Raw genomic sequence first — 23,790 nt, forward strand, 5'->3', positions numbered from 1 at the left:
GCGGGCGCGCGCCGCGCGCCGCGCCAGCCAATCCCGCCATCCGGAGCGTCATCATGATTTTTCGCCTCAAGCGTTTCCTGCCCCGCCTCGTCGCGCTGGCCTGCCTGCTCGGCGCGAGCCAGCTTGCGCTCGCGCAGAACAGGAAAGTCGTACTGTCGCAGCTGTTCCAGTCCATCCAGCTGCTGCCGGTCTACGTGGCCATCGACGGCGGTTTCTTCGACAAGCAGGGCCTGAGCGTGGCCAAGCAGACCGCGGGCTCGGCCAACGCGGCCTTGTCGGCGCTGCTGGCAGGCGAGGCCGATTTCTCGCTGCATGGCCCCGAATGGAGCGCCATCGCCGCGGAGAAGGGCGCCGACGTGCAGGTGATCGCCAGCGTGGTGAGCCGGCCGTCGTTCTGGATCGCCGCGGCGCCCGACGCGAAGTTCGACTCGGTTGCCGACCTCAAGGGCCAGACCGTGGTGACGGGCCAGATGCCCACCACCAGCACGTCGCTGTTCATGAAGCTGCTCAGGCAGAACGGCCTCACGCCCGGCAAGGACGTCAGGATATCGCAGGTCCAGATCGGCTCCGAGCCGGGGCCGCTGCTGGCCGGGCAGGCCAGGTTCGGGGTGCTGTACCAGCCCGGCCTGGACCAGGTCGCGGCCAAGGGCATGAAGGTGGTGTACGGCTTTTCCAGCATGGCCAGCGAGTACACGGTGGCCGCCATCAGCACCCGCCGCGGCGTGGACCCGGACACCGCCACGCGCTTCGTCAAGGCGCTCCAGCAGGCCGTGGTCTACATGCAGAAGGACGTGGAGGGCACCATCGCCATCGCCAGGGCGGAATTCCCGTCGCTGGAGCCCAAGGTCATCGACGCCGCCGTGCGCCGCATGATCCAGGGCCAGATCTATTCGACCTCGGTGGATATTTCCCCCAAGGCGTTCGAGAACGCCATGGCGACGCAGGTCGAGCTAGGCAACCTCAAGGCCATGCCGGACTACGCCAAGGTGGTCTCGCGCAAATACATCCAGGCCGCGCTGGGGAACTGACCATGGCCGATGCCTTCTGGGGAGCCATCATGGGCGAGCGCATGGCGGGCGGCGCGGACCTGCCGACGATCCGGGCCTGCCGCGTGCGCCAGCTCGTGGTGCCGTTCGCGCAGCCGCTGCGCACGGCCAGCGGCACGATGCAGGCCGCGCCGATGATCCTGCTCGACCTGCACACCAGTGCCGGCGTGACCGGCCACGCCTACCTGTTCACCTACACGCCCGCCGTGCTGCGCGCCGTGGCCGCGCTGTGCGAGGACGTGACGGCGCAGCTTGCCGGCGCCGCGCTGGCGCCGCGCCGGGTCATGGCCGGCCTGCGCGCGAGGTTCACGCTGCTGGGCAGCGTCGGCCTGCTCGACATGGTGCTGTCCGCGATCGACATGGCGCTGTGGGACGCCTGGGCAAAGTTCCTCGGCCAGCCGCTGGCCGCGCTGCTGGGCGCGGACCTGTCGGCAAGCGACCGCGTGCGCGCCTATGCCAGCTTCGGCATGGAAGACCGCGAGCAGATCGTGCGCCATGTGGGCACGGCGGTCGAGCAGGGCTTCCGTTTCGTCAAGATCAAGATCGGCCATCCGTCGCTGGCCACGGACCTGGAGATCGTGGAAGCCGCGCTGGCGGCGATGCAGGGACACGCGGCGCTGCTGGTCGACTACAACCAGAGCTTGTCCGTGGCCGAGGCCGTGGTCCGCTGCAAGGCGCTCGATAGCTACGGCCTGGCGTGGATCGAGGAGCCCACGCGCTACGACGACCTGCAAGGCCACGCGCAGATCGCCGCCGCCGTCGACACGCCGATCCAGCTTGGCGAAAACCTGTGGGGCCCGGCGCAGGTCGGCGAGAGCCTGCGCGCCGGCGCCTCCGACCTGATGATGCCGGACCTCGGCAAGGTGGGCGGCGTGAGCGGCTGGCTCGATGCCGCCGCGCTGTGCGGCGCGCGCAACGTGCCGGTCTCCAACCATTTCTACCAGGAGGCCAGCGCCCACCTGATGACGGTGACGCCGGGCGCGCACCTGCTCGAGTATTTCCGCATGGCCGAGCCGGTGCTGGCGGAGCCGGTCGAGGTCGCGGACGGCTACGTGCGCGTGCCGCGCCGGCCCGGCCACGGCATGGCGTGGAATGAAGAGCAGGTGCGCCGGTACCTGGTGTGAGCGGTTCCCGGGCGGCCATGCGGGCGGCGCTACGCCCGCGGCTCGCCCGGCCGCGCGCGCCGCCTGGGCTTGCCCGCGCCGCCGTATGCGCCGGGCGCGGTGGTGTGGAGCTCTTTCTCCAGCCATTCGATGAAGCCTTCCACCTCGGGGCGTTCGTAGGCTTCCGGCGGGCAGGTGGCGTAATAAGCGTAGTAGGGCGTGGCGGTGGTGGCCGGGTAAAGCGTGATCAGGCGCCCGCTCGCCAGGTGGGACTGGATCAGCGCGGGGCGGGCCAGCGCGATGCCCATGCCGTGGGCGGCCGCGTCGACGAACAGGCCCACGTCGGAGAACTGGAACATGCTGTTCGGTTCCTCCCAGTCGAGGCCGGCAGCCTGGAACCACGGGCGCCACGGCTCGATCGAGCAGCGCAGCAGGTCCGCGCGCAGCAGGTCCGGGTACGTCGTGAACGGCCCGTGCCGTTCTGCGTAGGCGGGGCTGCACGCGGCGGTGACCTGCTCGTCGAGTATCCGCACCACCTTGCGGCCGGTGTAGCGCCCGTCGCCGAAGCGGATCTCGATGTCGGCCGGCTCGGCCTTGGCGCCGATCAGCGGCACCGAGAGCTGGATGTCGATCTCCAGTTGCGGGAACTGCTCCTTGATCAGGCCCAGGCGCGGCAGCAGCACTTGCGTGGCGAAGGTCGGCGGCGAGCTCAGCCTGAGCTTGGCGCGCGGCTTGATCGTCCTGCCGCGCGAGGTCGGGAAGTAGCTCAGCGCATAGAGCGCGCTGCGCACCGTTTCGAGATAAGACTGGCCGTCCGGCGTGAGGATGATCTCGCCGTTGACCTTGGTAAACAGCGTCAGCCGCGTGAAGTCCTCGAGCTGCCGTATGCGGTGGCTGACCGCGCTGGGGGTGATGGCCAGCTCCTGCGCCACCAGCACGCCGCTCTTGAGGCGCGCGCGGGCCTCGAATGCCAGCAGGCAGTGGATGGGCGGCAGGCGGGAGGAGATGGTCGACACGGGAAATGCGCGCAGAGGCAGGCGGTGGAAAGGCTCCTCGTAACTAGCAAGAAGCGTGCCGTAAGCTGCCGGAAACCATGGCGCATGTGGCCGGCGGCGCGCTTCGCGCCGCGCCGTCCCGGCACGGTGTCGTCGTGCCGGGACGGGCGCCGCGAGGTGAAGTCCGCGCGCGCCGGCCGCCGCGGCTAGCGCATGCCGTAGTGGGCGCCGCGCTGGTTGTAGCCCTGGTAGTCCAGCAGCGCCTCGACGTCATCGACCTTGTCCATCACGCCCGCCGCGGCCGAGACGTCGAGCGATGCGTGGAACTGCGCCAGCGCGCGCGCCACGCCGTGGGTCGCGGCGTTCAGGCAGAAGTTGTGATAGATCGCCATCTGCACGCGGGCGGCGCGCTCCTGGGCCAGCGTCTCGGGCGGCGTGTTGACCAGCACCACGTGGGCGGGAATGCGGGAACGCACCGCGCCCAGTTGCGTGGCGCTGATGCCGGTGGCGAACACCACTTCCGCGCCGGCCTTGGCGAAGGCCGCCATGCGCGTCACGGCGTCTTCGATGTTGCCGGTGGCCCAGGCCGCGTCCGTGCGGGCGATGATGGTGAAGTTCGGGTCCCGCCGCGCGTCCAGCGCGGCGCGCAGCCGCGCGAGCATCTCGTCGAGCGCCAGCAGGCGGCGCGGCAGGTCGGAGTGCTTGCCGCTTTCATGGTCGTCGATGTGGATCGCGCAGGCGCCCGCTTGTTCGTACAGGCGCACGGCGCGCCAGATGTTGGCGGGGTTGTAGAAGCCGTTCTCGGCATCGGCGACCACCGGCAGGTCGACCGCGTCCGCCACCGCGCGCACGGCCGCCACCAGTTCGTCCATGGTGAGCAGGCCGACGTCCGGCAGCCCGCGCGAGGACGCCACGCCGTAGCTGCCGACGTAGACCACGGGAAAGCCCGCCTTTTGCACCAGCAAGGCGCTGAGCGGATCGAAGGCGCCGACCGCGGGGATGGTGGCGCCGGTGTCGAAGAGCGCCTTGAAGCGCAGGCGCAGTTCTGCTTTGGAAGTCATGGGAATGGGATCAGGAGGAGAAAAGCCCGGGGCCGCCGCGCGGGGCCCCGGTGCGGGGTCAGAGAAAGCCGACCGACAGCCACGGCACGAAGGCCACCACCAGCAGCGCCAGCAGCAGCGCGCCCAGGTAGCCCCACACGCGCCCGAACACGGCGTCCGCGGAGACGCGCCCGATCGAGCAGGCCGCATAGAAGCCCACGCCGAACGGCGGCGAGAACATGCCCATGCCCATCGCCAGGATCACCACCATCGAGTAGTGCACCTCGTTGATGCCGAGCGTCTTGGCCACGGGAAAGAGCAGGGGAGCGAACAGCACGATCGCCGGGATGCCTTCCAGCACGCTGCCGAGGATGACGAAGGCCAGGATGGTGATGAGCAGGAAGCCCGGCGCGCCGCCGGAGGCGCGCACCATCAGGTCCACCACGTCGGCGGAGAAGCCGGACTGGGTCAGCGCCCACGACATGGCGGTGGCCATGCCGATGGTGAGCAGGATCGCGCCGGACAGCGTCGCGGTCTCGACCAGCATCGGATAAAGCCGGCGCAGGTCGATGTTGCGGTACAGGAAATACCCGATCATGCCGACCAGCACGATGTAGGCCACGCCCACGGTCGCCACCTCGGTGGCGGTGGCCGCGCCCATGACCACCGCGTAGCGGATCAGCACCGGCAAGGCCAGCGCGGGCACGGCGAACAGCAGCGTGCGCAGCACCACGCGCAGCGGCGCGCGCGCCAGCCCCGGCGCGGGCTCGCGGCGCGCGCGCGCCCAGCACACCGCCGCGATGGCCAGCGTGGCGACCACGGCCGGCATCAGCCCGCCGGTGAACAGCGCCGTGATGGAGACGCTGCACACGGCGCCGATGGTGATCAGCACGATGCTCGGTGGGATGGTCTCGGTCATCGCGCCGGTCGACGACAGCAGCGCCACGAGGTCTTCCGGCTTGCAGCCCCGCTTCTTCATCTCCGGGAACAGCGCCGGCGCGATGGCGGCCATGTCCGCCACCTTGGAGCCGGAGATGCCCGAGACCAGGAACATGGCGCCGAGCAGCGTGAACTGCAGCCCGCCGCGCGTGTGGCCGATCAGCGCGGCCATGAAGTCGATCAGCGACCTGGCCATGCCGCTGATTTCCAGCAATGCGCCGAGCAGCACGAACAGCGGCACCGATAGCAGGATCATGTGCGACATGCCTTCGTCGATGCGGCTCACCACGACCGAGTACGGCGAATCGGTGGCCAGCCCGATGTAGGCCAGCGTGGCCACGCCGAACGCGAAGGCGATCGGCTGGCCGGCGGCGATGGCCGCGCCGAGCAGCAGCACGAAGAAGATCAGCAGGTTGTAGTTGCCGATCGACAGCAGCAGCGGCCCGGCCAGCCACAGCAGGCCGGCCACCACCGCGAGCACGGCCAGCGCCTGTAGCGCGTCGCGCAGCGAGGCGCGCTTGAGCAGGCCCGCGAGCGAGGTCAGCGCCATCAGCACCGCGCCGGCGGGCAGCGCGGCGGCGCGGTAGCCGGCCGGCATGCCCAGCGCGGGCGTGGTGATCTCCATCTCGTCGTGCGCGTGGCCGATGGCGGGCGCGATGATGAGCATCACGAAGGCGCACACCACCAGTGCCGCCATGGTCTGCAGCCACGCCTGCCAGCGCGGCGACAGGCGGTTCACCAGCGCCGTCAGGCGCATGTGCTCGCCCTTGTCGAGCGCCAGCACCGCGCCCAGCATGGTGAGCCAGATGAACAGCGTGGAGGCCAGCTCGTCGGTCCAGTCCAGGGGATTGTCGAACACGTAGCGGGACACCACGCCGGCCAGCAGGATGCAGGTTTCCGCCACCACCAGGCACGCGGCCAGCGCGCCCACGCAGCGCATCAGCAGCCGGTGCGCCCCGAGCAGGGGCGTGGCCGACGGATGCAGCGCGGCCGCCGGGATCAGGGGCCGTTCGATCACGAGATCTTTCCTCCGAACTTCTCCAGGAGGCTCCAGGCCTCGTCGCCGAAGCGGCGGTGCCATTCGGCGTAGAAGCCGGCGGCGCGGAGCCTGGCGCGGAAGGCTTCCTGCTCCACGTTGTTGAACTTGAGGCCGCGCCCGCGCAGGTCGTCGACGAGCGCGTCGTTGGTCTTCCTGGTATCGGCGCGCTGCTTGAGGGCCGCCTCGTTGACGTTGCGCGTGACGATCTGCTGCAGGTCGGCCGGCAGCTTGCCGAACTTGGCCTTGTTGCCGAGGAACCAGAAGCCGTCCCACATGTGGTTGGTCAGCGAGCAGTACTTCTGCACTTCGTAGATCTTGGACGCCTCGATCAGCACCAGCGGATTCTCCTGGCCGTCGACCACCTTGGTCTGCAGCGAGGTGTAGACGTCCTGCATGCTGATGGTGGTGGGCGAGGCATTGAACGCCTTGAACATCGACGTCCAGATCGGCGCCGGCGGCACGCGCATCTTCATGCCCTTGAGGTCGTCCGGGGTGGCGATCGGGCGGCTGCTGGTGGTGATCTGCCGGTAGCCGTTGTCCCAGATCCGGTCGAAGGCGAACAGCGAGGTCTTGCCGATCTCGTTGCGCAGGTGGGCGCCGAGCTCGCCGTCCATGGCCGCCCAGACCGCCGCGTAGTCCTTGAAGGCGAAGCCGATGCCGCTGATCTGCACCACCGGCAGCAGCGTGCCGAGCGTCAGCGGCGACAAGGCGAGGAAGTCGATGGAGCCGGCGCGCAGCTGCGACAGCATGTCGGTATCGCTGCCGAGCTGCGAGTTCGGGTAGACCTGGAAGTCCACGCGCCCGCCCGATTCGGTGCGGATCTTGTCGGCCATTTCCTTGGCGCGAATATTCACCGGATGGGAGGGCGGCTGGTAGCTGCCGAAGCGCAGCTTGTATTCCGGCGCGGCGCTGGCGCCGCGGATGTAAGCTACCGGGGAAAGTGCGGTGGTAGCTACGGCTGCGGTCTTGAGGAAGGTTCTCCGTGTCGTCATGACGGTCTGTCTCGCTTGGTCTCGTTGGAATGCCGTGCGCGCAGGCGGTGCCCGGGCGCTTCAGCGTTGCAAGTCTAGACCGTCGGAAGACGGCGGCTATTATCAATGTACCGCTAAATAATTTCCGTCTGGTTAATAGAAAAATCCTTTGTAAATCATGGAATTGCGCCATTTTCGTTGCTTCATGGCCGTGGCTGATTGCCTGCATTTCGTGCGCGCGGCGGAGTTGCTGCACATCTCGCCGCCGGCGCTGACCAAGCAGATCCAGGAAGCCGAGCGCATGCTGGGCGTGCGGCTGTTCAACCGGACCACGCGTTCGGTCTCGCTGACGTCGGCCGGCGAGGTGTTCCAGATCGAAGCGCGGCGCGCGCTGGAGCAGTTCGCCCAGGCCGAGGAATCGGTGCGCCGCGCCGGGCGCGGGGAGATCGGGCGCATCGAGGTGGGCTACATCGCCTCGACGGCGTATTCCGGCGTGCTGCAGGCGGAACTGTCGATCTACCGCAAGCACTATCCCGACCTCGAGGTCAACCTGCGCGAGGGCGCGCTGGCGCGGCTGCCGCAGCTGATCGAGGCGGGCACGCTGGACGTGGCGTTCCTGCGCCCGCCCGTGACCTATCCGGTCGGCATCGACGGCATCGTGATCGCCAGGGAACGCTTCGTGCTGGCGCTGCATGCGGAGTCGCCGCTGGCCAGGCTGGACGTGGTGCATCCGGCGCAACTGCGCGACGAGCGCTTCATCCTGCCGGAGCAGGAGTCGGGCACGCTGGAGATCGGGCGGCGCGGCCAGTTCCATCCGCAGATCGTGACGCGTCCGGGCCGCCTGGTGGCGGTGGTCACGATGGTGTCGCTGGGGGCGGGGGTGGCGGTGGTGCCGCATTCGGTGGTGGACCACATCGTGATTCCCGACGTGGTCTACCGGGAGATTCACGGCGGCGTGGTGCCAACCGAGATCGCGGTGGCGCACCGGCGCCACGAGAAGGCGCCGGCGGTGCGCGCGTTCATCCGGCAGGTGCGCGACCGCAGCAAGGCCGCGGCCGCGTGAGCCGGCCGCGGCAGGAAGGCTGCCCGCCCGCCGGTCCGGGAGGCCGGCGGGCGGGCGAGCCACGGCATGGCCGGGCTCAGGGCAGCGCGGGCGTGCTCAGAAGCTCACGCGCACGCCGCCGTTGACGCCGACGTCGTTCTTGCCCCTGCGCACTTCGCCGTTCAGGCCGAGGTAGGCATAGGCCTGCTTGCCGAGCCGCAGCGTGCCGGTGAAGCTGGCCAGGCCGAACAGCCTGCCCACGCTGGGCGAGACGATGCCCATGCCGATGCCGGCCAGGTTGGCCTGCACGGTCGACTGCACCAGGTTGCCGTTATCGCGGCCGAGGCCGGCGCTGAACTGGTAGGTCAGCGTGTCGGACAGCGGATTGCGATTGTTCGAGCGCGTGCTCAGGCCCAGCGTGACGCGGTTGCCGGTGGCGGAGTACTGGCTCAGGCTCAGCGCGGCCGGCGAGGCGTTGCCTTCGTCGGTGCCGCCGCGCGTGCTCTTCTGCCACAGCACGCGGGCGAACGGCTCGACCACGGCGCTGCCCAGCGTCAGCGGCGTGCGCAGTCCCAGGCCCACTTGCGTGCTGTGCCCGCTCGCGTCGGTCTTGAGCGCGCCCGAGGACAGGCCGGTCGGGTCGCTGCGCTGGGTGTCCCAGGTATTGGTGCCGTAGCCGGCCATGCCGTCGAACTGCACCGGGCCGACGCTGGCCTGGCCGTAGGCAAAGCCCATGTACTCCTCGATGGAGCCCGAACCCGCGCTGGCGCCGACGTTCGTGTTGCTGTACGAGAAGCCCATGCCGAACTGCATCGACTCGCCGCGCAGCATGTCCGCGCCCAGCACGAACTGCGAGCGGTTGGTGGTGAACTGCGAGGCGCTGCGGTCGCCGTCCCAGCGGCCGTGGTCGACGCCGATGTCGACCCACAGCGCCTGCCGGCGCTGCGGCTCGCCGGTGGGGCCGGGCACGGTCTGCGCGCCGGCGTCCGCCAGTTGCCGGACCACCGTATTGTTCAGGCGCTGGCCGGCCTGCGGCGCGGCCGCCGCCATGGCGCCGTGCACCTCGCCGGCCAGCGCCTGCACGAAGCCGGGCAACTGTGCCGCGGTCTGGCTGGCGGTCACGTACAGCAACTGGTCCTGCGCGACGGTGGCGGTCCCGGCCTGGTCGCTGGCCAGGATGCGGTCCACCACGCCGGCGGCGCTGCGCGTGTTCTGCGTGCCGCCCGCCAGCCACTGGCTGTACGAGGTCGGCAGCACCTTCAGGTCGATGCTGTTGCTGCCGAACACGTTGTAGAACACCGCGAAGCGCGTGCCGTTGGCCAGCCCGTCGGGCTGGGCCAGGCTGGCGAAGCGCCCGGTGATGCCGCCGTCGGCCGTGACGATGCGGAACGTGTCGCCCAGCGCCGGCGTGAACGCCGGGCTGCCATAGCCGGCTTCGCTCGGCGTGAACAGGTTGTTCAGGCGCGGCGACAGCGTGGTGTTGGCGCCGATGGCGAATTGTCCGCCGTTGGCCACGTGCAGGTACGAGTAGTAGCCCGGCGTGCCGACCGGCGTGGCCGCGCCGGCCTGCAGCGTGCCCGAGATGTCCTCCTGGTAGCTGCTGCCCGCGAGCATGTTGACGTTCGACGTGATGGTCAGGAAGCCGGGCGAGTTGCCGGGCGACAGCGTGCCCTGCACGTTGACCGTGCCGTTGATGGTGCCCGAGCCGCCGAGCACGGCGCCGGCGTTCACGCCCACGTCGCCGTTGAGCAGCCCGTTGGCCAGCAGCGTGCCTTGCTGCACGCAGGTGCCGTTCGACAGCGTGGCCGAGCCGGTGAGGTTCAGCGTGCCCTGGCCGTTCTTGACGAAGCAGCCGCCGGCCGAGGCGGTGCCGATGCTGCCCGACAAGGTGGTGGTCGTGCCCGCGTCGGTGTTGACCGTGGTGCCGCCGCCCAGCGCGATGGTCTGGCCGGTCAGGATGTCGACGGTGGTGTTGATGGTGCCGCCGTTGAGGATGACGTTGCCCCAGCCCAGGCCCCACGGGTTGGTCACCTCGACCAGGCCGGCGTTGATGGTCATGCCGCCGGTCCAGCCGGTATTCGGCGTGTGCGCCGGGGCCCCCGCGTTGTCGCCGGCCAGCACCAGCGTGCCGGTGCCCGCCTTGGTCAGCATGCCGCCGCCGGCGATGCTGCCGTTCAGCGTCAGCGTGGTGCCGCTGTCGGTGTCGAAGGTGCCGCCGCCGCTGCCCAGCGCGATGCCGCGGCCGCTGGCGAACGTGCCCGTGCTCTGCAGCGTGCCGCCGTTCAGCGCCAGCGTGCCGGTGCCGAGGTTGGCGTCGGCCGCCACCTTCACCGTGGCGCCGCCGCTGACCGAGGTGCCGCCCGAGTAGGTGTTATTGCCCGCCAGCGTCTGCGTGCCGCCCGTCACCGCCAGCATGCCGGTGCCGCCGATGGTGCCGGAGAAGGTGCCGGCGGCCTGGGTCAGCACCAGCGCATTGCCGCCGAGCGCCACCGCGCCATTGCCGGTCAGCGACCGGATCGCCGCGCCCCCGCTGCTGCCGGCGATGTCGAAGGTGCCGTTGTCGACCACCCCGCTCGAGGCCGCGATGCTGCCGGTGCCGGACAGCGCCAGCCTGGCGCCGCTGCCGATGTTGGTGACGCCCGTGTAGGCGTTGGTGCCAGAGAGGGTCTCGGTGCCGCCGGTGACATTGACGCCACCGCTGCCGGCGACGATGCCGGAGAAGGTGTCGCTGGCGTTGGTCAGCGTCAGGCTCTTGCCGCCGAGCGCGACATTGCCCGAGCCGGCCAGCGACTGGATTGAAGCGCCGTTGGTGGTGCCCGAAATATCGAGCGTGCCGTTGTCGGTGACCTTGCTGGAGCTGGCAACGCTGCCGCTGCCCGAGAGCGCCAGCCTGGCGCCGCTGCCGATGGTGGTGGCGCCCGTGTAGGTGTTAGTGCCGGTCAGCGTTTCGGTACCACCGGTGACATTGACACCACCGCTGCCGGCGACGATGCCGGAGAAGGTATCGCTGGCGTTGGTCAGCGTCAGGCTCTTGCCGCCGAGCGCGAGGTTGCCCGAACCGGCGAGCGACTGGATCGAGGCGCCATTGGTGGTGCCCGAGATGTCGAAGGTGCCGTTGTCCGTCACCTTGCTGGAGCTGGCGATGCTGCCGCTGCCGGACAGCGCGAGCGTGCCCTCGCTGCCGATGGTGGTTGCGCCCGTGTAGGTATTGGTGCCGGTCAGCGTTTCGGTACCACCGGTGACATTGACACCACCGCTGCCGGCGACGATGCCGGAGAAGGTATCGGCAGCGTTGGTCAGCGTCAGGTCCTTGCCGCCCAGGGCCACATTGCCGGAACCGGCGAGCGACTGAATCGAGGCGCCGTTGCTGGTGCCCGAGATATCGAAGGTGCCGTTGTCGGTGACCTTGCTGGAGCTGGCGATGCTGCCGCTGCCGGACAGCGCGAGCGTGCCTTCGCTGCCGATGGTGGTGGCGCCCGTGTAGGTATTGGTGCCCGACAGCGTCTCGGTGCCACCGGTGACGTTGACGCCGCCGCTGCCAGCGATGGTGCCGGAGAACGTGTCGCTGGCATTGGTCAGTGTGAGGTCCTTGCTACCCAGGGCCACATTGCCGGAACCGGCCAGCGACTGGATCGACGCGCCGCTGGTGGTGGCCGAAATATCGAGCGTGCCGTTGTCGGTGACCTTACTGGAGTTGGCGATGCTGCCATTGCCGGACAACGCGAGCGTGCTTTCGCTGCCGATGGTGGTGGCACCCGTGTAGGTGTTGGTGCCCGACAGCGTTTCCGTCCCGCCGTTGACATTGACACCACCGCTGCCTGCGATGACCCCGGAGAACGTGTCGCCAGCGTTGGTCAGCGTGAGGTCCTTGCTGCCGAGGGCCACATTGCCGGTGCCGGCCAGCGACTGGATCGATGCACCGCTGGTGGTGCCGGAGATATCGAGCGTGCCGTTGTCGGTGACCTTGCTGGAGCTGGCGATGCTGCCACTGCCGGACAGCGCGAGCGAGCCTTCGCTGCCGATGGTGGTGGCGCCAGTGTAGGTATTGGTGCCCGACAGCGTTTCCGTCCCGCCGTTGACATTGACACCACCGCTGCCTGCGATGACCCCGGAGAACGTGTCATTCGCATTGGTCAGCGTGAGGTCCTTGCTGCCCAGGGTCACATTGCCGGAACCGGCCAGCGACTGGATCGAGGCGCCGCTGGTGGTGCCGGAGATATCGAGCGTGCCGTTGTCGGTGACCTTGCTGGAACTGGCGATGCTGCCGTTGCCCGAGAGGGCCAGCGTGCCCTCGCTGCCGATGGTCGTCGCGCCGGTATAGGTATTGTTGCCCGACAGCATTTCCGTCCCGCCGTTGACGTTGACGCCGCCCGAGCCTGCGATAACCCCGGAGAACGTGTCGCCGGCGTTGGTCAGCGTGAGGTCCTTGCTGCCGAGGGCCACGTTGCCGGAACCGGCCAGCGACTGGATCGAGGCGCCATTGGTGGTGTCCGAGATGTCGAAGGTACCGTTGTCGGTGACCTTGCTCGAACTGGCAACGCTGCCGCTGCCCGAGAGCGCCAGCCTGGCGCCGCTGCCAATGGTGGTGGCGCCCGTGTAGGTATTGGTGCCCGTGAGCGTCTCGGTGCCGCCATTGACATTGACACCGCCGCTGCCTGCGATGGCGCCGGAGAAGGTGTCGCCAGCGTTGGTCAGCGTCAGGTCCTTGGTGCCCAGGGCCACATTGCCGGAACCGGCCAGCGACTGGATCGAGGCGCCATTGGTGGTGCCCGAGATGTCGAAGGTGCCGTTGTCGGTGACCTTGCTGGAACTGGCGATGTTGCCGTTGCCGGACAAGGCGAGCGTGCCTTCGCTGTCGATCGTGGTGGCACCGGTGTAAGTGTTGGTGCCCGACAAGGTTTCGGTGCCGCCGCTGACATTGACGCCGCCGCTGCCGGCGATGGTGCCGGAGAACGTGTCGCCAGCATTGGTCAGCGTGAGGTCCTTGCCACCCAGGGCCACATTGCCGGAACCGGCCAGCGACTGGATCGACGCGCCGTTATTGGTGCCCGAGATATCGAAGGTGCCGTTGTCGGTGACCTTGCTGGAGCTGGCGATGCTGCCGTTGCCGGACAAGGCGAGCGTGCCCTCGCTGCCGATGGTCGTCGCGCCGGTGTAGGTGTTGGTGCCGGAGAGCGTTTCGGTGCCACCGTTGACATTGACACCGCTGCTGCCCGCGATGGTGCCGGAGAACGTGTCGCCAGCATTGGTCAGCGTGAGGTCCTTGCTGCCCAGGCTCACGTTGCCGGAACCGGCCAGCGACTGGATCGAGGCGCCGCTGTTCGTGCCCGAGATATCGAAGGTGCCGTTGTCGGTGACCTTGCTCGAACTGGCGATGCTGCCGTTGCCGGACAAGGCGAGCGTGCCTTCGCTGTCGATCGTGGTGGCACCGGTGTAAGTGTTGGTGCCCGACAGCGTTTCGGTGCCGCCGCTGACATTGACGCCACCCGAGCCTGCGATGGTGCCGGAGAACGTGTCGCTGGCATTGGTCAGCGTGAGGTCCTTGCTACCCAGGGCCACATTGCCGGAACCGGCCAGCGACTGGATCGAGGCGCCGCTGTTCGTGCCCGAGATGTCGAGCGTGCCGTTGTCCGTCACCTTGCTGGAAGTGGCGATGCTGCCGTTGCCCGAAAGGGCCAGCGTCCCTTCGCTGCCGATGGTGGTCGAGCCGGTGTAGGTGTTGGTGCCCGACAGCGTTTCGGTCCCGCCGTTGACGTTGATGCTGCCGCTGCCTGCGATAACCCCGGAGAACGTGTCATTCGCATTGGTCAGCGTCAGGTCCTTGCCGCCCAGGGCCACGTTGCCGGTGCCGGCCAGCGACTGGATCGACGCGCCGTTATTGGTGCCCGAGATATCGAAGGTGCCGTTATCCGTCACCTTGCTCGAACTGGCGATACTGCCGTTGCCCGAGAGGGCAAGCGTGCCCTCGCTGCCGATGGTGGTCGCGCCCGTGTAGGTATTGGTGCCTGACAGGGTTTCGGTGCCGCCGGTGACATTGACACCGCCGCTGCCGGCGATGGTGCCGGAGAAGGTGTCGGCGGCATTGGTCAGCGTCAGGTCCTTGCCGCCGAGGGCCACATTGCCGGTGCCAGCGAGCGACTGGATCGACGCGCCATTATTGGTGCCCGAGATATCGAAGGTGCCGTTGTCGGTGACCTTGCTCGAACTGGCGATGCTGCCGTTGCCAGACAGCGCGAGCGTGCCTTCGCTGCCGATGGTGGTGGCGCCAGTGTAGGTGTTGGTGCCCGACAGCGTTTCGGTACCGCCGTTGACATTGACACCGCCGCTGCCGGCGATGGTGCCGGAGAACGTGTCGGCGGCATTGGTCAGCGTGAGGTCCTTGCTGCCGAGGGCCACGTTGCCGGTGCCGGCGAGCGACTGGATCGAGGCGCCGCTGGTGGTGCCGGAGATGTCGAAGGTGCCGTTATCCGTCACCTTGCTGGAACTGGCGATGCTGCCGTTGCCCGAGAGGGCCAGCGTGCCTTCGCTGCCGATGGTGGTGACGCCGGTGTAGGTATTGTTGCCCGACAGCGTTTCGGTACCGCCGTTGACATTGACACCTCCGCTGCCGGCGATGGTGCCGGAGAACGTGTCGGCGGCATTGGTCAGCGTGAGGTCCTTGCTGCCGAGGGCCACGTTGCCGGAACCGGCCAGCGACTGGATCGAGGCGCCATTATTGGTGCCGGAGATATCGAAGGTGCCGTTGTCGGTGACCTTGCTCGAACTGGCGATGCTGCCGTTGCCCGAGAGCGCCAGCGTCCCTTCACTGCCGATGGTGGTGGCGCCCGTGTAGGTGTTGGTGCCCGACAGCGTTTCCGTCCCGCCGTTGACATTGACGCCACCCGAGCCTGCGATAACCCCGGAGAACGTGTCGTTGGCATTGGTCAGGGTGAGGTCCTTGCTGCCGAGCGCGACGTCGCCGGTGCCGGCTAGCGACTGGATCGACGCGCCATTATTGGTGCCCGAGATATCGAAGGTGCCGTTGTCGGTGACCTTGCTCGAACTGGCGATGCTGCCGTTGCCAGACAGCGCGAGCGTGCCTTCGCTGCCGATGGTGGTGGCGCCAGTGTAGGTGTTGGTGCCCGACAGCGTTTCGGTCCCGCCGTTGACATTGACACCGCCGCTGCCGGCGATGGTGCCGGAGAACGTGTCGCCAGCATTGGTCAGCGTGAGGTCCTTGCTGCCGAGGGCCACATTGCCGGAACCGGCGAGCGACTGAATCGAGGCGCCATTGGTGGTGTCCGAGATGTCGAAGGTGCCGTTGTCGGTGACCTTGCTCGAACTGGCGATGCTGCCGTTGCCCGAGAGCGCCAGCGTGCCCTCGCTGCCGATGGTCGTCGCGCCGGTGTAGGTATTGGTGCCCGACAGCGTTTCGGTGCCGCCGTTGACATTGACGCCGCCCGAGCCTGCGATAACCCCGGAGAACGTGTCGCCGGCGTTGGTCAGCGTGAGGTCCTTGCTGCCGAGGGCCACATTGCCGGAACCGGCGAGCGACTGAATCGAGGCGCCATTGGTGGTGTCCGAGATGTCGAAGGTGCCGTTGTCGGTGACCTTGCTCGAACTGGCGATGCTGCCGTTGCCCGAGAGCGCCAGCGTGCCCTCGCTGCCGATGGTCGTCGCGCCGGTGTAGGTATTGGTGCCCGACAGCGTTTCCGTCCCGCCGTTGACATTGACGCCACCCGAGCCTGCGATAACCCCGGAGAACGTGTCGTTGGCATTGGTCAGCGTCAGGTCCTTGCTGCCGAGCGCGACGTCGCCGCTGCCGGCCAGCGACTGGATCGACGCGCCATTGGTGGTGCCGGAGATGTCGAGGGTGCCGTTGTCGGTGACCTTGCTGGAGCCGGCGACGCTGCCGTTGCCGGACAGGGCCAGCGTGGCGCCGTCGTCGATGGTGGTGGCGCCGGTGTAGGTGTTCGCGGCGCTGCTGGTGACCTGGCCCGCGCCCTTGACTTCCAGCGGGCCGGTGCCGGAGACGGTGCCGGTCAGCGAGACGTTGTGGCCATTGCTGTCGAGGGCGCCGCCGGCGTCCTGCAGCGCGATGTTCTTGCTGGTGGTGGTGTCCGCGCCATACTGCAGCGTCCCGCCGGCGAACGACAGCGAGGACTGCGAATAGGCGCCGCTGCTGGTGCTGAACACGGAGGGCGAGACGTCGCCGCTGGTCGTGTCGAAGACCGTCGAGGTCGGCGTGCCGACCGGCGTTCCGGTAAAGCTGCCGGCGACGCCGCTGACGTAGAGCACGGGATCCACGCCGGTGTCGCTCCAGTTATAGGAGGCAAAGCCCAGCGTATAGACGCCCGACACGGGAATGGTGAAGCTGGTGGTGATCCAGGTGGTGGAGCCGTAGCTGCCGAGGATCAGCGTGTCCGACGAGGGGCCGGACTTGTCGCCCGGCTGGCCCGTGCCGTTGCGGGCGAGGACGTCCACCGATTCCGTGCCGTTGCCCGACACGGAGAACATGACGCCGTCGTTGTAAGGCTGGTAGTCCTGTGCCGCATACGCCCAGGCGAAGGAATAGGTGCCGGCCGCGAGATTGAGCGATTCGCTCAGGACACCGAAGTTGGTCGCGCTGCCGCCCAGATACGACTGGAAGGTCGAGGCGTTGAGTCCCAGCAGGCTGGCGGCCTGGGCCGCCATGACCGAGCTGCCGGTGGGGGCGATGCGGGCCATCGTTTCGCCTTCCGCCGGCGTGAGCGAGAAGGGTTTTCCGTTGATGTCGAAGGACTGGGTGGTGGTAAGCAGCTGAACGTTGCCGCCGGTGGTCCAGCCGGTCAGGCCATTGGAGAAATCGACCACGGAGTCGGCCGCCCAGCTGCAGCCGGCATAGAGAAAGGCGACCAGCGCGACCGGCGTCGCGCGCAGTCCGGCACGCTGGCTTGTCGCCGCCCGTGCGGCCAGCCGCGCGGCCGGTGCGCCGCCCTGGCGCCGCCCCGTCCCGACCGTGCCCTCCCCGGCGCTTTTTCCGTTCGAGCTGGTGCATTCGGAAACCGCAACCCGCATTTGCGTGGCCTTGTTCCAGATCAGGCGATAAATCTTGTTCATTCCTAAACCCCAATTGATCTTGATATTCCCGGGGCCTGTCGCGCAAGATGTTGGATGGCGCGGCCGTTATATGCGTGGAATATCAAAAAATGTACCCGCGGCTGTTTTTATTTATTTATTTTTTTGATGTGATGGCTTGAATAGGGAATCCCGCGATAGTTTTTCCTCTTGCTGGGGTTTATCAACGGGGCGCTCGGGTCTTCCCGCCTGCCGATTGGCGCCGGCGCCGGCGGTGCCGCGCATTTCCGTTTCTCGATCGACGAACGCGCGCCGTCCCGGCGGCTGTTTCCGCGCCGTTCGCCAACGCGTGGAGACCGGCTACCCGTCAGGGTTCCGGCAGTTCAGAGCCGACGTTGTCTTCAGGGCCGCGGGCCGGTGAAGGGCAGCAACGATCAAGGCGCAAGGGAGCGGGCCGGCCGGTGGCGGCAATGCCATGCCGGCGCCATGGCCGCTGGAGGGAGCGGCCGGAAAGACCTGGATGGAGGGGAAGAACCACGGAGTCTCGAATAGCAGAAATCATAGAAAACCGATTGCCATAGCTTGCGCGTAATTCCGAAGGCAGGGGATGGGCAGCAGGCTGTCCCTTTCTCCTTCCAGGGCATGATTTCCGGTCAGAAACCACAAGTCGCAATTCTGCTGTACTGCGATGTTTTCCGATCCCCTCAGAAGCGGGGGACCCCGAAATGGGGGGAACCAAAATGCGCCGGCACGGTAGCCGCCGCGGAGTCGGCGCGGCCTGCGCGCCATGCGGGGACGGAATCCGGGCGATGTTGCCGGGCCGCTGCCGCGGGCACCCGGCGATAGCGGGCGCCGTGGTTGCCGGGGCCGGCTAGTAACCGGCTAGAGCGTAACCGGCCACAGCGCCGAGCCGACCGAGAAGTCGGCCTCTTCGCGCGCGATCGCTCTCAGGTTGGACACCAGCGATCTCGCATCTCCGCTGCGCGAGTGGAAGCAGTACCTGAGGTTCTGCGGTGTGGGCGTGCTGGCGAGTTCGCCCAGCTTGCCGGCCTGGATGAACGGCGTGACGTAGGTGCGCGGAAACAGGCTGATGCCGACGCCGGCGATGACCAGCGCGATCAGGGCGGAGAGGCTGTTGCACACGACCGCGCGCGAGATCACGATCTGCTGGTTGTCCGCCCAGCTTTCCAGCGCGCGGGACAGGCCCGCTTCGGCGCTCAGCATGATGACGGGGTTCTCTTCGAAGTGCCTGGGGGTGAGGCGGGTGCCCGGCGCGAGCCGCTGGGGGGCGGCCATCCAGCGGTATTCCAGCTCGCCCAGGACCTCGTGGGACAGGGCGGTGGAGGCGATCGGGCCCGGCACGATGGCAAAGTCCAGTTCGCCGCGCTCGAGGCGCCGCTCGAGGTTCTTGGTCAGCTCGACCTGCGGTTCCAGCACCAGGTGCGGGTGCAGGTCGCGGACACGGGCCACGAAGCGGGGAAACCATGTCGAGGCGACCAGCTCGCTGATGCCGAATCGCGTGGTGCCGCGCAGGGACGCGACCACGTCGAGGTCGGCGCGGATGCGGCTTTCGATCTCGAGCATTTGCGTGGCGTGGCCGAGCAGTTGCTCGCCCGCGTCCGTCAGGACGGCGCGCTGCCCGGTGCGGTCGAACAGGGGCTTTTCCAGGTCCGCCTCCAGTTCCGCGATGCGCTTCGAGAGGGTGGACTGCGTCACATTGAGGCGTGTCGCCGCCACGGAAAAGCTGCCCAGCTTCGCAGCCCAGAAGAAGGCTTCCAATTGCTTCAGCGTCATCACGGCCACCGGAAAGAGCACATGGCGATTATATTCATTTTGTTCATGAGTGGCCGTGAATATTTATCGCTTTCTTCATGTCGGGATGCTGCGTATCGTTTGCCGGTTATCTGGCCATGCCTAATGTGGAACTGCGATGAAATTCGGTCTGCGTGCCTTTCTTGTGTGCCTTGCGACGACAGGCTTGTCTTCGGCGGCTGTCGCCGCGTGGCCTGACGACCGGCCCATCCAGGTGTACGTCGGTTTTGCCGCCGGCGGCGGCACCGACACCATGGCCCGCACCATGGCCCCGTATATCCAGAAGTACCTCGGCGGCCGCGCGACGCTGGTCGTGCAGAACAAGCCGGGCGCCGCGGGGGAGATCGCGAATATCGGCTTGATGCATGCGCCGGCGGACGGCTACACCATCGGCGTCGTGAACCTGCCTGCCATGGCATTCGGCCCGCTGTACCGCAAGACGCAGTTCGACCCCGGCGCGCTTCGCCTGGTGGCGCGCGTGCTGAGCGACCCGACCATTCTCGTGGCCCGCAAGGACAGCCCGTACAGCACACTGGGCGATGTCGTGGCGGCGCTGAAGAAGCGCCCCGGCGCGCTGACGTTCGGCCACAACGGCGTCGGCACCAACGGCCACCTCGCCTTGCTGCAACTGCAGAACGCCGGCGGCGTGAAGCTGACCGACATCCCGTTCAACGGCACATCCCAGTCGAAGACGGCGCTCTTCGGCGGGCATATCGATTTCGCCGCCGTCACCACGGGCGAGATGCAGGACGCCGGCAAGGAAGCGGTGCCGCTCAAGATCCTGGCCCAGATGAGCGACCGGCGTGCCGCTTCGCTGCCCAATGTGCCCACCGCGAGAGAGCAGGGCATCGACGACGTCATGCCGGCGGAGCGCGGCATCGCGGTGCCGGCGGGCGTTGCCGGGCCGGCGGTCGCCAGGCTGGCGGCGGCCATCGAGGCCACGCTGAAGGACCCCGAATACCTGAAGAAAGCGGGCAACGACGCGCCTGTGCTCGCCTATCTCAAGGGCGACGAATGGGCCAGGGAGATTGCCGGGCGCCAGGCGGTCCTGCGCAAGCTGGCCGGCAGCATGCCCAAAGAGTAATGGCGCAATGGCGCCACCTGGCCGGCGCTTGCCCGCAGCCTTTTTTTCCCCTTCCACGATAGCAACGACATGTGCCCTGAAATGCCTGAGCTGACCGCACCCACCGGCGCAACCGCGCGACACCGGCTGTTCCTCGGCCTGTTCCTCTTCTGCGCGGCCACGGTTGCCGCGGCCGAGACCTTTCCCGCCAAGCCGATCCATCTCATCGTGCCCTACGCTTCCGGCGGCACCACGGATATCGTCGGCCGCGCGATGGCGCTGGAACTGGGCAAGCGGCTGGGCCAGCCGGTGGTGGTGGACAACCGCGGCGGCGCCGGCGGCATGATCGGCGCCGCGGCGGTGGCGCGCGCCGACCCGGACGGCTACACGCTCGGCATCGCGACGGTGAGCACGCTGGCGACCGCGCCGCTGACTTCCCGCAAGCCAAGCTACGACGCCATGACCGATTTCACGCCGATCTCGCTCATCGCGTTCGTGCCGAACGTGCTGACGGTGAACCCCGGCGTTCCCGCCCGCTCGATGGCCGAGTTCATCGCCCTGCTCAAGGCGAATCCCGGCAAGTACTCGTACGCGACTTCCGGCGTCGGCAGCATTGCCCACCTGGACGGGGAGCTGTTCAAGCGGCTGACCCAGACGCAGATGACGCACGTGCCGTACCGCGGCTCCGGGCCCGCGCTCAGCGATACCGTCGCCGGGCAGGTGGCGGCGCAGTTCGACAACGTGACTTCCTCGCTGGCTTTCATCAAGTCGGGCAAGCTGCGCGCGCTGGCGGTGGCGTCGACCAGGCGGATCCCCGAGTTGCCGGATGTCCCGACCTATGCGGAGGCCGGCCTGCCGGAAATGAACAATATGGCGTGGTTCGGCCTGGTCGGTCCCAGGAATCTCCCGCCCGAGGTGCGGAAGATCCTGGGCGACGCGGTCACGAACGCGCTGCGCAGCCCGGAATTCGTTGCCGTGCTCCAGCGCAACGGCGCGGTGCCGCAGCCGCTCACCACGGAAAAATTCGTCGAGATCATTCATCGTGAATACAAGCTGCGCGAGAAGATCGTGGTGTCGCAGCACATTACCGCCGACTGACCCGAGATGCCTGGAAACGCCATGCCAACCTCCTGGCTATCGCTGCTGTACGTGCCTGTCCATGATGCGCGCAAGACCGAGGCGGCCGTGCGCAGCGGTGCCCACGCCGCCATCCTGGATCTCGAGGATTTCGTCCCATACCCGCGCAAGGCCGAGGCCAGGGCGAACCTGCCCGCCGCCGCGGCGGCCTGCAAGGCTGCCGGCATGGGCGTGGTGGTGCGCATCAACCGCCGCATCGACCTCGCCGTGCTCGACATCGAGCACGCCGCCGGCGCGGACGTGGACGCCATCATGGTGACCAAGACGATGGGCGCCCAGCACCTGCAGCTCATCGACGAGCTGGTCGGCGCGTGGGAGCAGCGCGGCCGGCGCGCGGCCGGCAGCATCCGGCTGATCGCGCTGGTGGAAACGGCCGCCGCCATCGGCCGGATGCAGGAGATCTGCGGGGCAACGCCCCGCCTCGCCGCGGTCGGGCTGGGGGGCGAGGACATCGCCAAGGAATGCGCGATGGTGTCCTCGGAAGACACGCTGCGGCTGCCGAAGCAGCAGATGATCTTCGCCGCCGTGGCCGCCGGCATCGTGCCGATGGGGTATCTGGCGAGCGTGGTCGACTACAGGAGCCCGGCCGAATTCGCGGCCATGGTGAAGCGCTCCAGGGCCTTCGGCTTCCAGGCGGCCACCTGCGTCAACGCCGAGCAGGTCGCCATCGTCAACGACGCGTACGCGCCCGCGCCGCACGAAATCGAACTGGCCAGCGCCGTGGCCGCCAGCCGCCGCGCGGGCGTGGCGGGCGACGACCATGGCGCCTTGCCGCAGGAACTGGCGTTCGAACTGAGGCGGTCGGAGATGCTCCTTGCGCGCGGGAGCCGGAACCGATGACCGCCACGAATCCACCCGCGGCCGCGCGCGCGGCCACACCAGCCGCGCTGCGCGCGTCCCTGCGCGATATGCTGCGCGACGAGCCGTTCATCGTCGCGCCCGCCGTGCACGACGTCTTCAGTCTCCGCCTGGTCGAGCAGGCCGGCTACCGGAGCGCCTGCATCAGCGGCGCCATGCTGTCCTACGGGCTGCTTGGCGTGCCGGACATCGGCCTGCTGACGCTCAGCGAAACGGTCGAGCACTGCCGCCGCCTGGCCAGGGCGTCATCCATCCCCGTCACCGCGGACGGCGACGCCGGCTTCGGCAATGCCAGGGGCGTCCATTACGCGGTGGAGCTGTTCGAGGAAGCGGGCGCCGCCGGCCTCAACCTCGAGGACCAGGTGGTGCCCAGGCGCTGGGGCGCGCAGGCCGCGAAGGAAGTCGTCTGCGTGGCGGAGATGGTGTCCAAGATCCGCGCGGCGTGCGCGGCCCGGCGCGACGGCAATTTCCTCATCATTGCCAGGACGGACGCCTTCGCATGCGAGTCCGCCGCGCAGGTGGTCGCGCGCGCGCAGGCCTATGAGCAGGCCGGCGCGGACCTGATCTTGCCGATTGCGCCGCGCAGCGGGGAGCACGTCGAACAACTGGTCCGGGCGCTGGAGATCCCGGTCACGCTCAGCATCGGGACCGGGCTGGCGCCCAGCCCGTCGTCGGCCAACCTGCCGCTGGAGCGGATTCGCAGCCTCGGCGTGCGCCGGGTCAGCCTGACCACCTTGCTGCCCGGCGCCGCCGCCCAGGGCATGGCCGAGGGCCTGCAAGCGCTGACCCGGTCCCTGAACGGGGAAATCCTCGACCCCGAGCGCGAACTGGCCACGCGCGGCGTGCGTCGCTTCGATGCCTTGTTCGCAGCGGCGGCTCAGGCGGCGTTCGAAGACGAGCTGCTGCAACGGTAGGCTTGCGCGGGCGGCATAGCGCCGTTCCCGGGAAATTCACTCTTATCCATTTCCCAGGGAACGCCGGGTGCCGTTGCCTGTCTATGCAGTGCATCCGCGTTACAATGCTGCCGCGCACCATTGGTGCGCGGCCCGCATCGAGCGGCTGCCGCGCCACCTGAACCGCCTCCGTTCCGCCCCCGATCCATGCGACCCCTGCTGCTCCTGCTGACCGTGTTTTGCCTGTCTCTGCTGTCCTTCGGGGCGGCGGCGAACGTGCACGCGGGCAGCGCGCAACTCGAGGCAGCCGGTGCGGCGGCCCGCGCGCAGGCGCATGCCCAGGCACTGCCGCGCGCGCTCGACGGACTGGACGCCGGCGCCGACCTGGGCCGCGTGGTGGCGCCCGGCGACGACGGCCTGATGGCCGAGGCCGAACCTGACGCGGTGGCGCAGGACGATCCGCCCGGCTACTGCGAGATCTGGTCCGCCGACCTGCTCGATCCGCTCGACCTGCTCGACGAGATCGAGGAATCCAGCGCGCTGTTCGCGCTGCCCGCCGTGCGCGTTTCGCTGCCGCCCACCGAGCGCGCGCAGCAGCTCCCCCCACACCCGGCACCGTTGCCGGCGGCGTTCTTCAAGCCCCCCATCTCCCTGATCTGACAGCCCCGGCAGTCCCGGGCGCGCATCGCGCGCGCCCGGGATGCATTCCCATTGCCTGGGCGCCCGGGCCCGGTCGCGCTTGCGATCGCGGGCCGACTGCCGGCGCGCGCCGTCTGCGCGCCGGCGGCGGGTGCGCAGCCGTCTTGCCTGCCCCCC

General features: G+C 68.5%; 14 protein-coding genes. 8 read left to right on the plus strand and 6 right to left on the minus strand.

The features are described 5' to 3' along the window. Positions 1–53 precede the first annotated feature (53 nt). Together ACKI2N_RS24015 and ACKI2N_RS24020 are read left to right on the plus strand one after the other, a co-directional pair. Positions 54–1,028 (plus strand): ABC transporter substrate-binding protein, encoded by a 975-nt coding sequence (locus tag ACKI2N_RS24015; protein ID WP_420997685.1) that lies wholly within the window; start codon positions 54–56, stop codon positions 1,026–1,028. Between the two features lie 2 nt (positions 1,029–1,030). Next, complete coding sequence (locus ACKI2N_RS24020) at positions 1,031–2,170, plus strand: enolase C-terminal domain-like protein (RefSeq protein ID WP_420997684.1); 1,140 nt, start codon at positions 1,031–1,033, stop codon at positions 2,168–2,170. Positions 2,171–2,199: 29 nt separating this feature from the next. Here the strand turns inward: ACKI2N_RS24020 and ACKI2N_RS24025 are convergent, their stop codons facing one another. From ACKI2N_RS24025 to ACKI2N_RS24040, 4 genes are all read right to left on the minus strand, one after another. Continuing rightward, positions 2,200–3,165 (minus strand): LysR substrate-binding domain-containing protein, encoded by a 966-nt coding sequence (locus tag ACKI2N_RS24025; RefSeq protein WP_420997683.1) that lies wholly within the window; start codon positions 3,163–3,165, stop codon positions 2,200–2,202. A 185-nt stretch (positions 3,166–3,350) separates the two neighbouring features. After that, on the minus strand, positions 3,351–4,205 hold the full coding sequence (locus tag ACKI2N_RS24030) for an isocitrate lyase/PEP mutase family protein (RefSeq protein ID WP_420997682.1): 855 nt from the start codon (positions 4,203–4,205) through the stop codon (positions 3,351–3,353). 58 nt (positions 4,206–4,263) lie between these two features. After that, the gene (locus ACKI2N_RS24035) at positions 4,264–6,141 is read right to left on the minus strand and encodes a TRAP transporter large permease subunit (RefSeq protein WP_420997681.1); all 1,878 of its coding nucleotides are present in this window, start codon (positions 6,139–6,141) and stop codon (positions 4,264–4,266) included. Next, a complete protein-coding gene (locus ACKI2N_RS24040) occupies positions 6,138–7,154 on the minus strand; it encodes a TRAP transporter substrate-binding protein (RefSeq protein ID WP_420997680.1) in 1,017 nt (338 codons plus the stop codon). The genes ACKI2N_RS24035 and ACKI2N_RS24040 overlap by 4 nt, the downstream gene beginning before the upstream one ends. A 184-nt stretch (positions 7,155–7,338) precedes the next feature. On the opposite strand from ACKI2N_RS24040, the gene ACKI2N_RS24045 reads away from it, so the two are divergent. Beyond that, the gene (locus ACKI2N_RS24045; RefSeq protein WP_426990942.1) at positions 7,339–8,196 is read left to right on the plus strand and encodes a LysR substrate-binding domain-containing protein; all 858 of its coding nucleotides are present in this window, start codon (positions 7,339–7,341) and stop codon (positions 8,194–8,196) included. 96 nt (positions 8,197–8,292) lie between these two features. On the opposite strand, the gene ACKI2N_RS24050 is transcribed toward ACKI2N_RS24045, so the two are convergent. Together ACKI2N_RS24050 and ACKI2N_RS24055 are read right to left on the minus strand one after the other, a co-directional pair. Next, complete coding sequence (locus ACKI2N_RS24050) at positions 8,293–17,253, minus strand: autotransporter-associated beta strand repeat-containing protein (protein WP_420997678.1); 8,961 nt, start codon at positions 17,251–17,253, stop codon at positions 8,293–8,295. Between the two features lie 840 nt (positions 17,254–18,093). Then, complete coding sequence (locus ACKI2N_RS24055) at positions 18,094–19,005, minus strand: LysR family transcriptional regulator (protein WP_420997677.1); 912 nt, start codon at positions 19,003–19,005, stop codon at positions 18,094–18,096. 184 nt (positions 19,006–19,189) lie between these two features. On the opposite strand from ACKI2N_RS24055, the gene ACKI2N_RS24060 reads away from it, so the two are divergent. From ACKI2N_RS24060 to ACKI2N_RS24080, 5 genes are all read left to right on the plus strand, one after another. Continuing rightward, positions 19,190–20,107, plus strand: coding sequence for a tripartite tricarboxylate transporter substrate binding protein (locus tag ACKI2N_RS24060; RefSeq protein ID WP_420997676.1), 918 nt, complete (start codon positions 19,190–19,192; stop codon positions 20,105–20,107). Between the two features lie 81 nt (positions 20,108–20,188). Beyond that, complete coding sequence (locus tag ACKI2N_RS24065; protein WP_420997675.1) at positions 20,189–21,184, plus strand: Bug family tripartite tricarboxylate transporter substrate binding protein; 996 nt, start codon at positions 20,189–20,191, stop codon at positions 21,182–21,184. A 21-nt stretch (positions 21,185–21,205) separates the two neighbouring features. Further along, complete coding sequence (locus ACKI2N_RS24070; protein ID WP_420997674.1) at positions 21,206–22,063, plus strand: HpcH/HpaI aldolase/citrate lyase family protein; 858 nt, start codon at positions 21,206–21,208, stop codon at positions 22,061–22,063. Further along, a complete protein-coding gene (locus tag ACKI2N_RS24075; protein WP_420997673.1) occupies positions 22,060–22,995 on the plus strand; it encodes an isocitrate lyase/PEP mutase family protein in 936 nt (311 codons plus the stop codon). The genes ACKI2N_RS24070 and ACKI2N_RS24075 overlap by 4 nt, the downstream gene beginning before the upstream one ends. Before the next feature lie 186 nt (positions 22,996–23,181). Then, positions 23,182–23,634 (plus strand): cobalt-zinc-cadmium resistance protein, encoded by a 453-nt coding sequence (locus tag ACKI2N_RS24080; protein ID WP_420997672.1) that lies wholly within the window; start codon positions 23,182–23,184, stop codon positions 23,632–23,634. Positions 23,635–23,790: the final 156 nt, after the last annotated feature.

Origin of the sequence: Cupriavidus sp. 30B13 (genome assembly GCF_049059565.2) — a bacterium.
Taxonomy (GTDB): Bacteria; Pseudomonadota; Gammaproteobacteria; order Burkholderiales; family Burkholderiaceae; genus Cupriavidus.

Coding starts and splice junctions, on each gene's coding strand:
- ACKI2N_RS24015 (WP_420997685.1), top strand. CDS start 54: ATGATTTTTCGCCTCAAGCGTTTCCTGCCCCGCCTCGTCGCGCTGGCC.
- ACKI2N_RS24020 (WP_420997684.1), top strand. CDS start 1,031: ATGGCCGATGCCTTCTGGGGAGCCATCATGGGCGAGCGCATGGCGGGC.
- ACKI2N_RS24030 (WP_420997682.1), bottom strand. CDS start 4,205: ATGACTTCCAAAGCAGAACTGCGCCTGCGCTTCAAGGCGCTCTTCGAC.
- ACKI2N_RS24040 (WP_420997680.1), bottom strand. CDS start 7,154: ATGACGACACGGAGAACCTTCCTCAAGACCGCAGCCGTAGCTACCACC.
- ACKI2N_RS24045 (WP_426990942.1), top strand. CDS start 7,339: ATGGCCGTGGCTGATTGCCTGCATTTCGTGCGCGCGGCGGAGTTGCTG.
- ACKI2N_RS24050 (WP_420997678.1), bottom strand. CDS start 17,253: ATGAACAAGATTTATCGCCTGATCTGGAACAAGGCCACGCAAATGCGG.
- ACKI2N_RS24055 (WP_420997677.1), bottom strand. CDS start 19,005: ATGACGCTGAAGCAATTGGAAGCCTTCTTCTGGGCTGCGAAGCTGGGC.
- ACKI2N_RS24065 (WP_420997675.1), top strand. CDS start 20,189: ATGCCTGAGCTGACCGCACCCACCGGCGCAACCGCGCGACACCGGCTG.
- ACKI2N_RS24070 (WP_420997674.1), top strand. CDS start 21,206: ATGCCAACCTCCTGGCTATCGCTGCTGTACGTGCCTGTCCATGATGCG.
- ACKI2N_RS24075 (WP_420997673.1), top strand. CDS start 22,060: ATGACCGCCACGAATCCACCCGCGGCCGCGCGCGCGGCCACACCAGCC.
- ACKI2N_RS24080 (WP_420997672.1), top strand. CDS start 23,182: ATGCGACCCCTGCTGCTCCTGCTGACCGTGTTTTGCCTGTCTCTGCTG.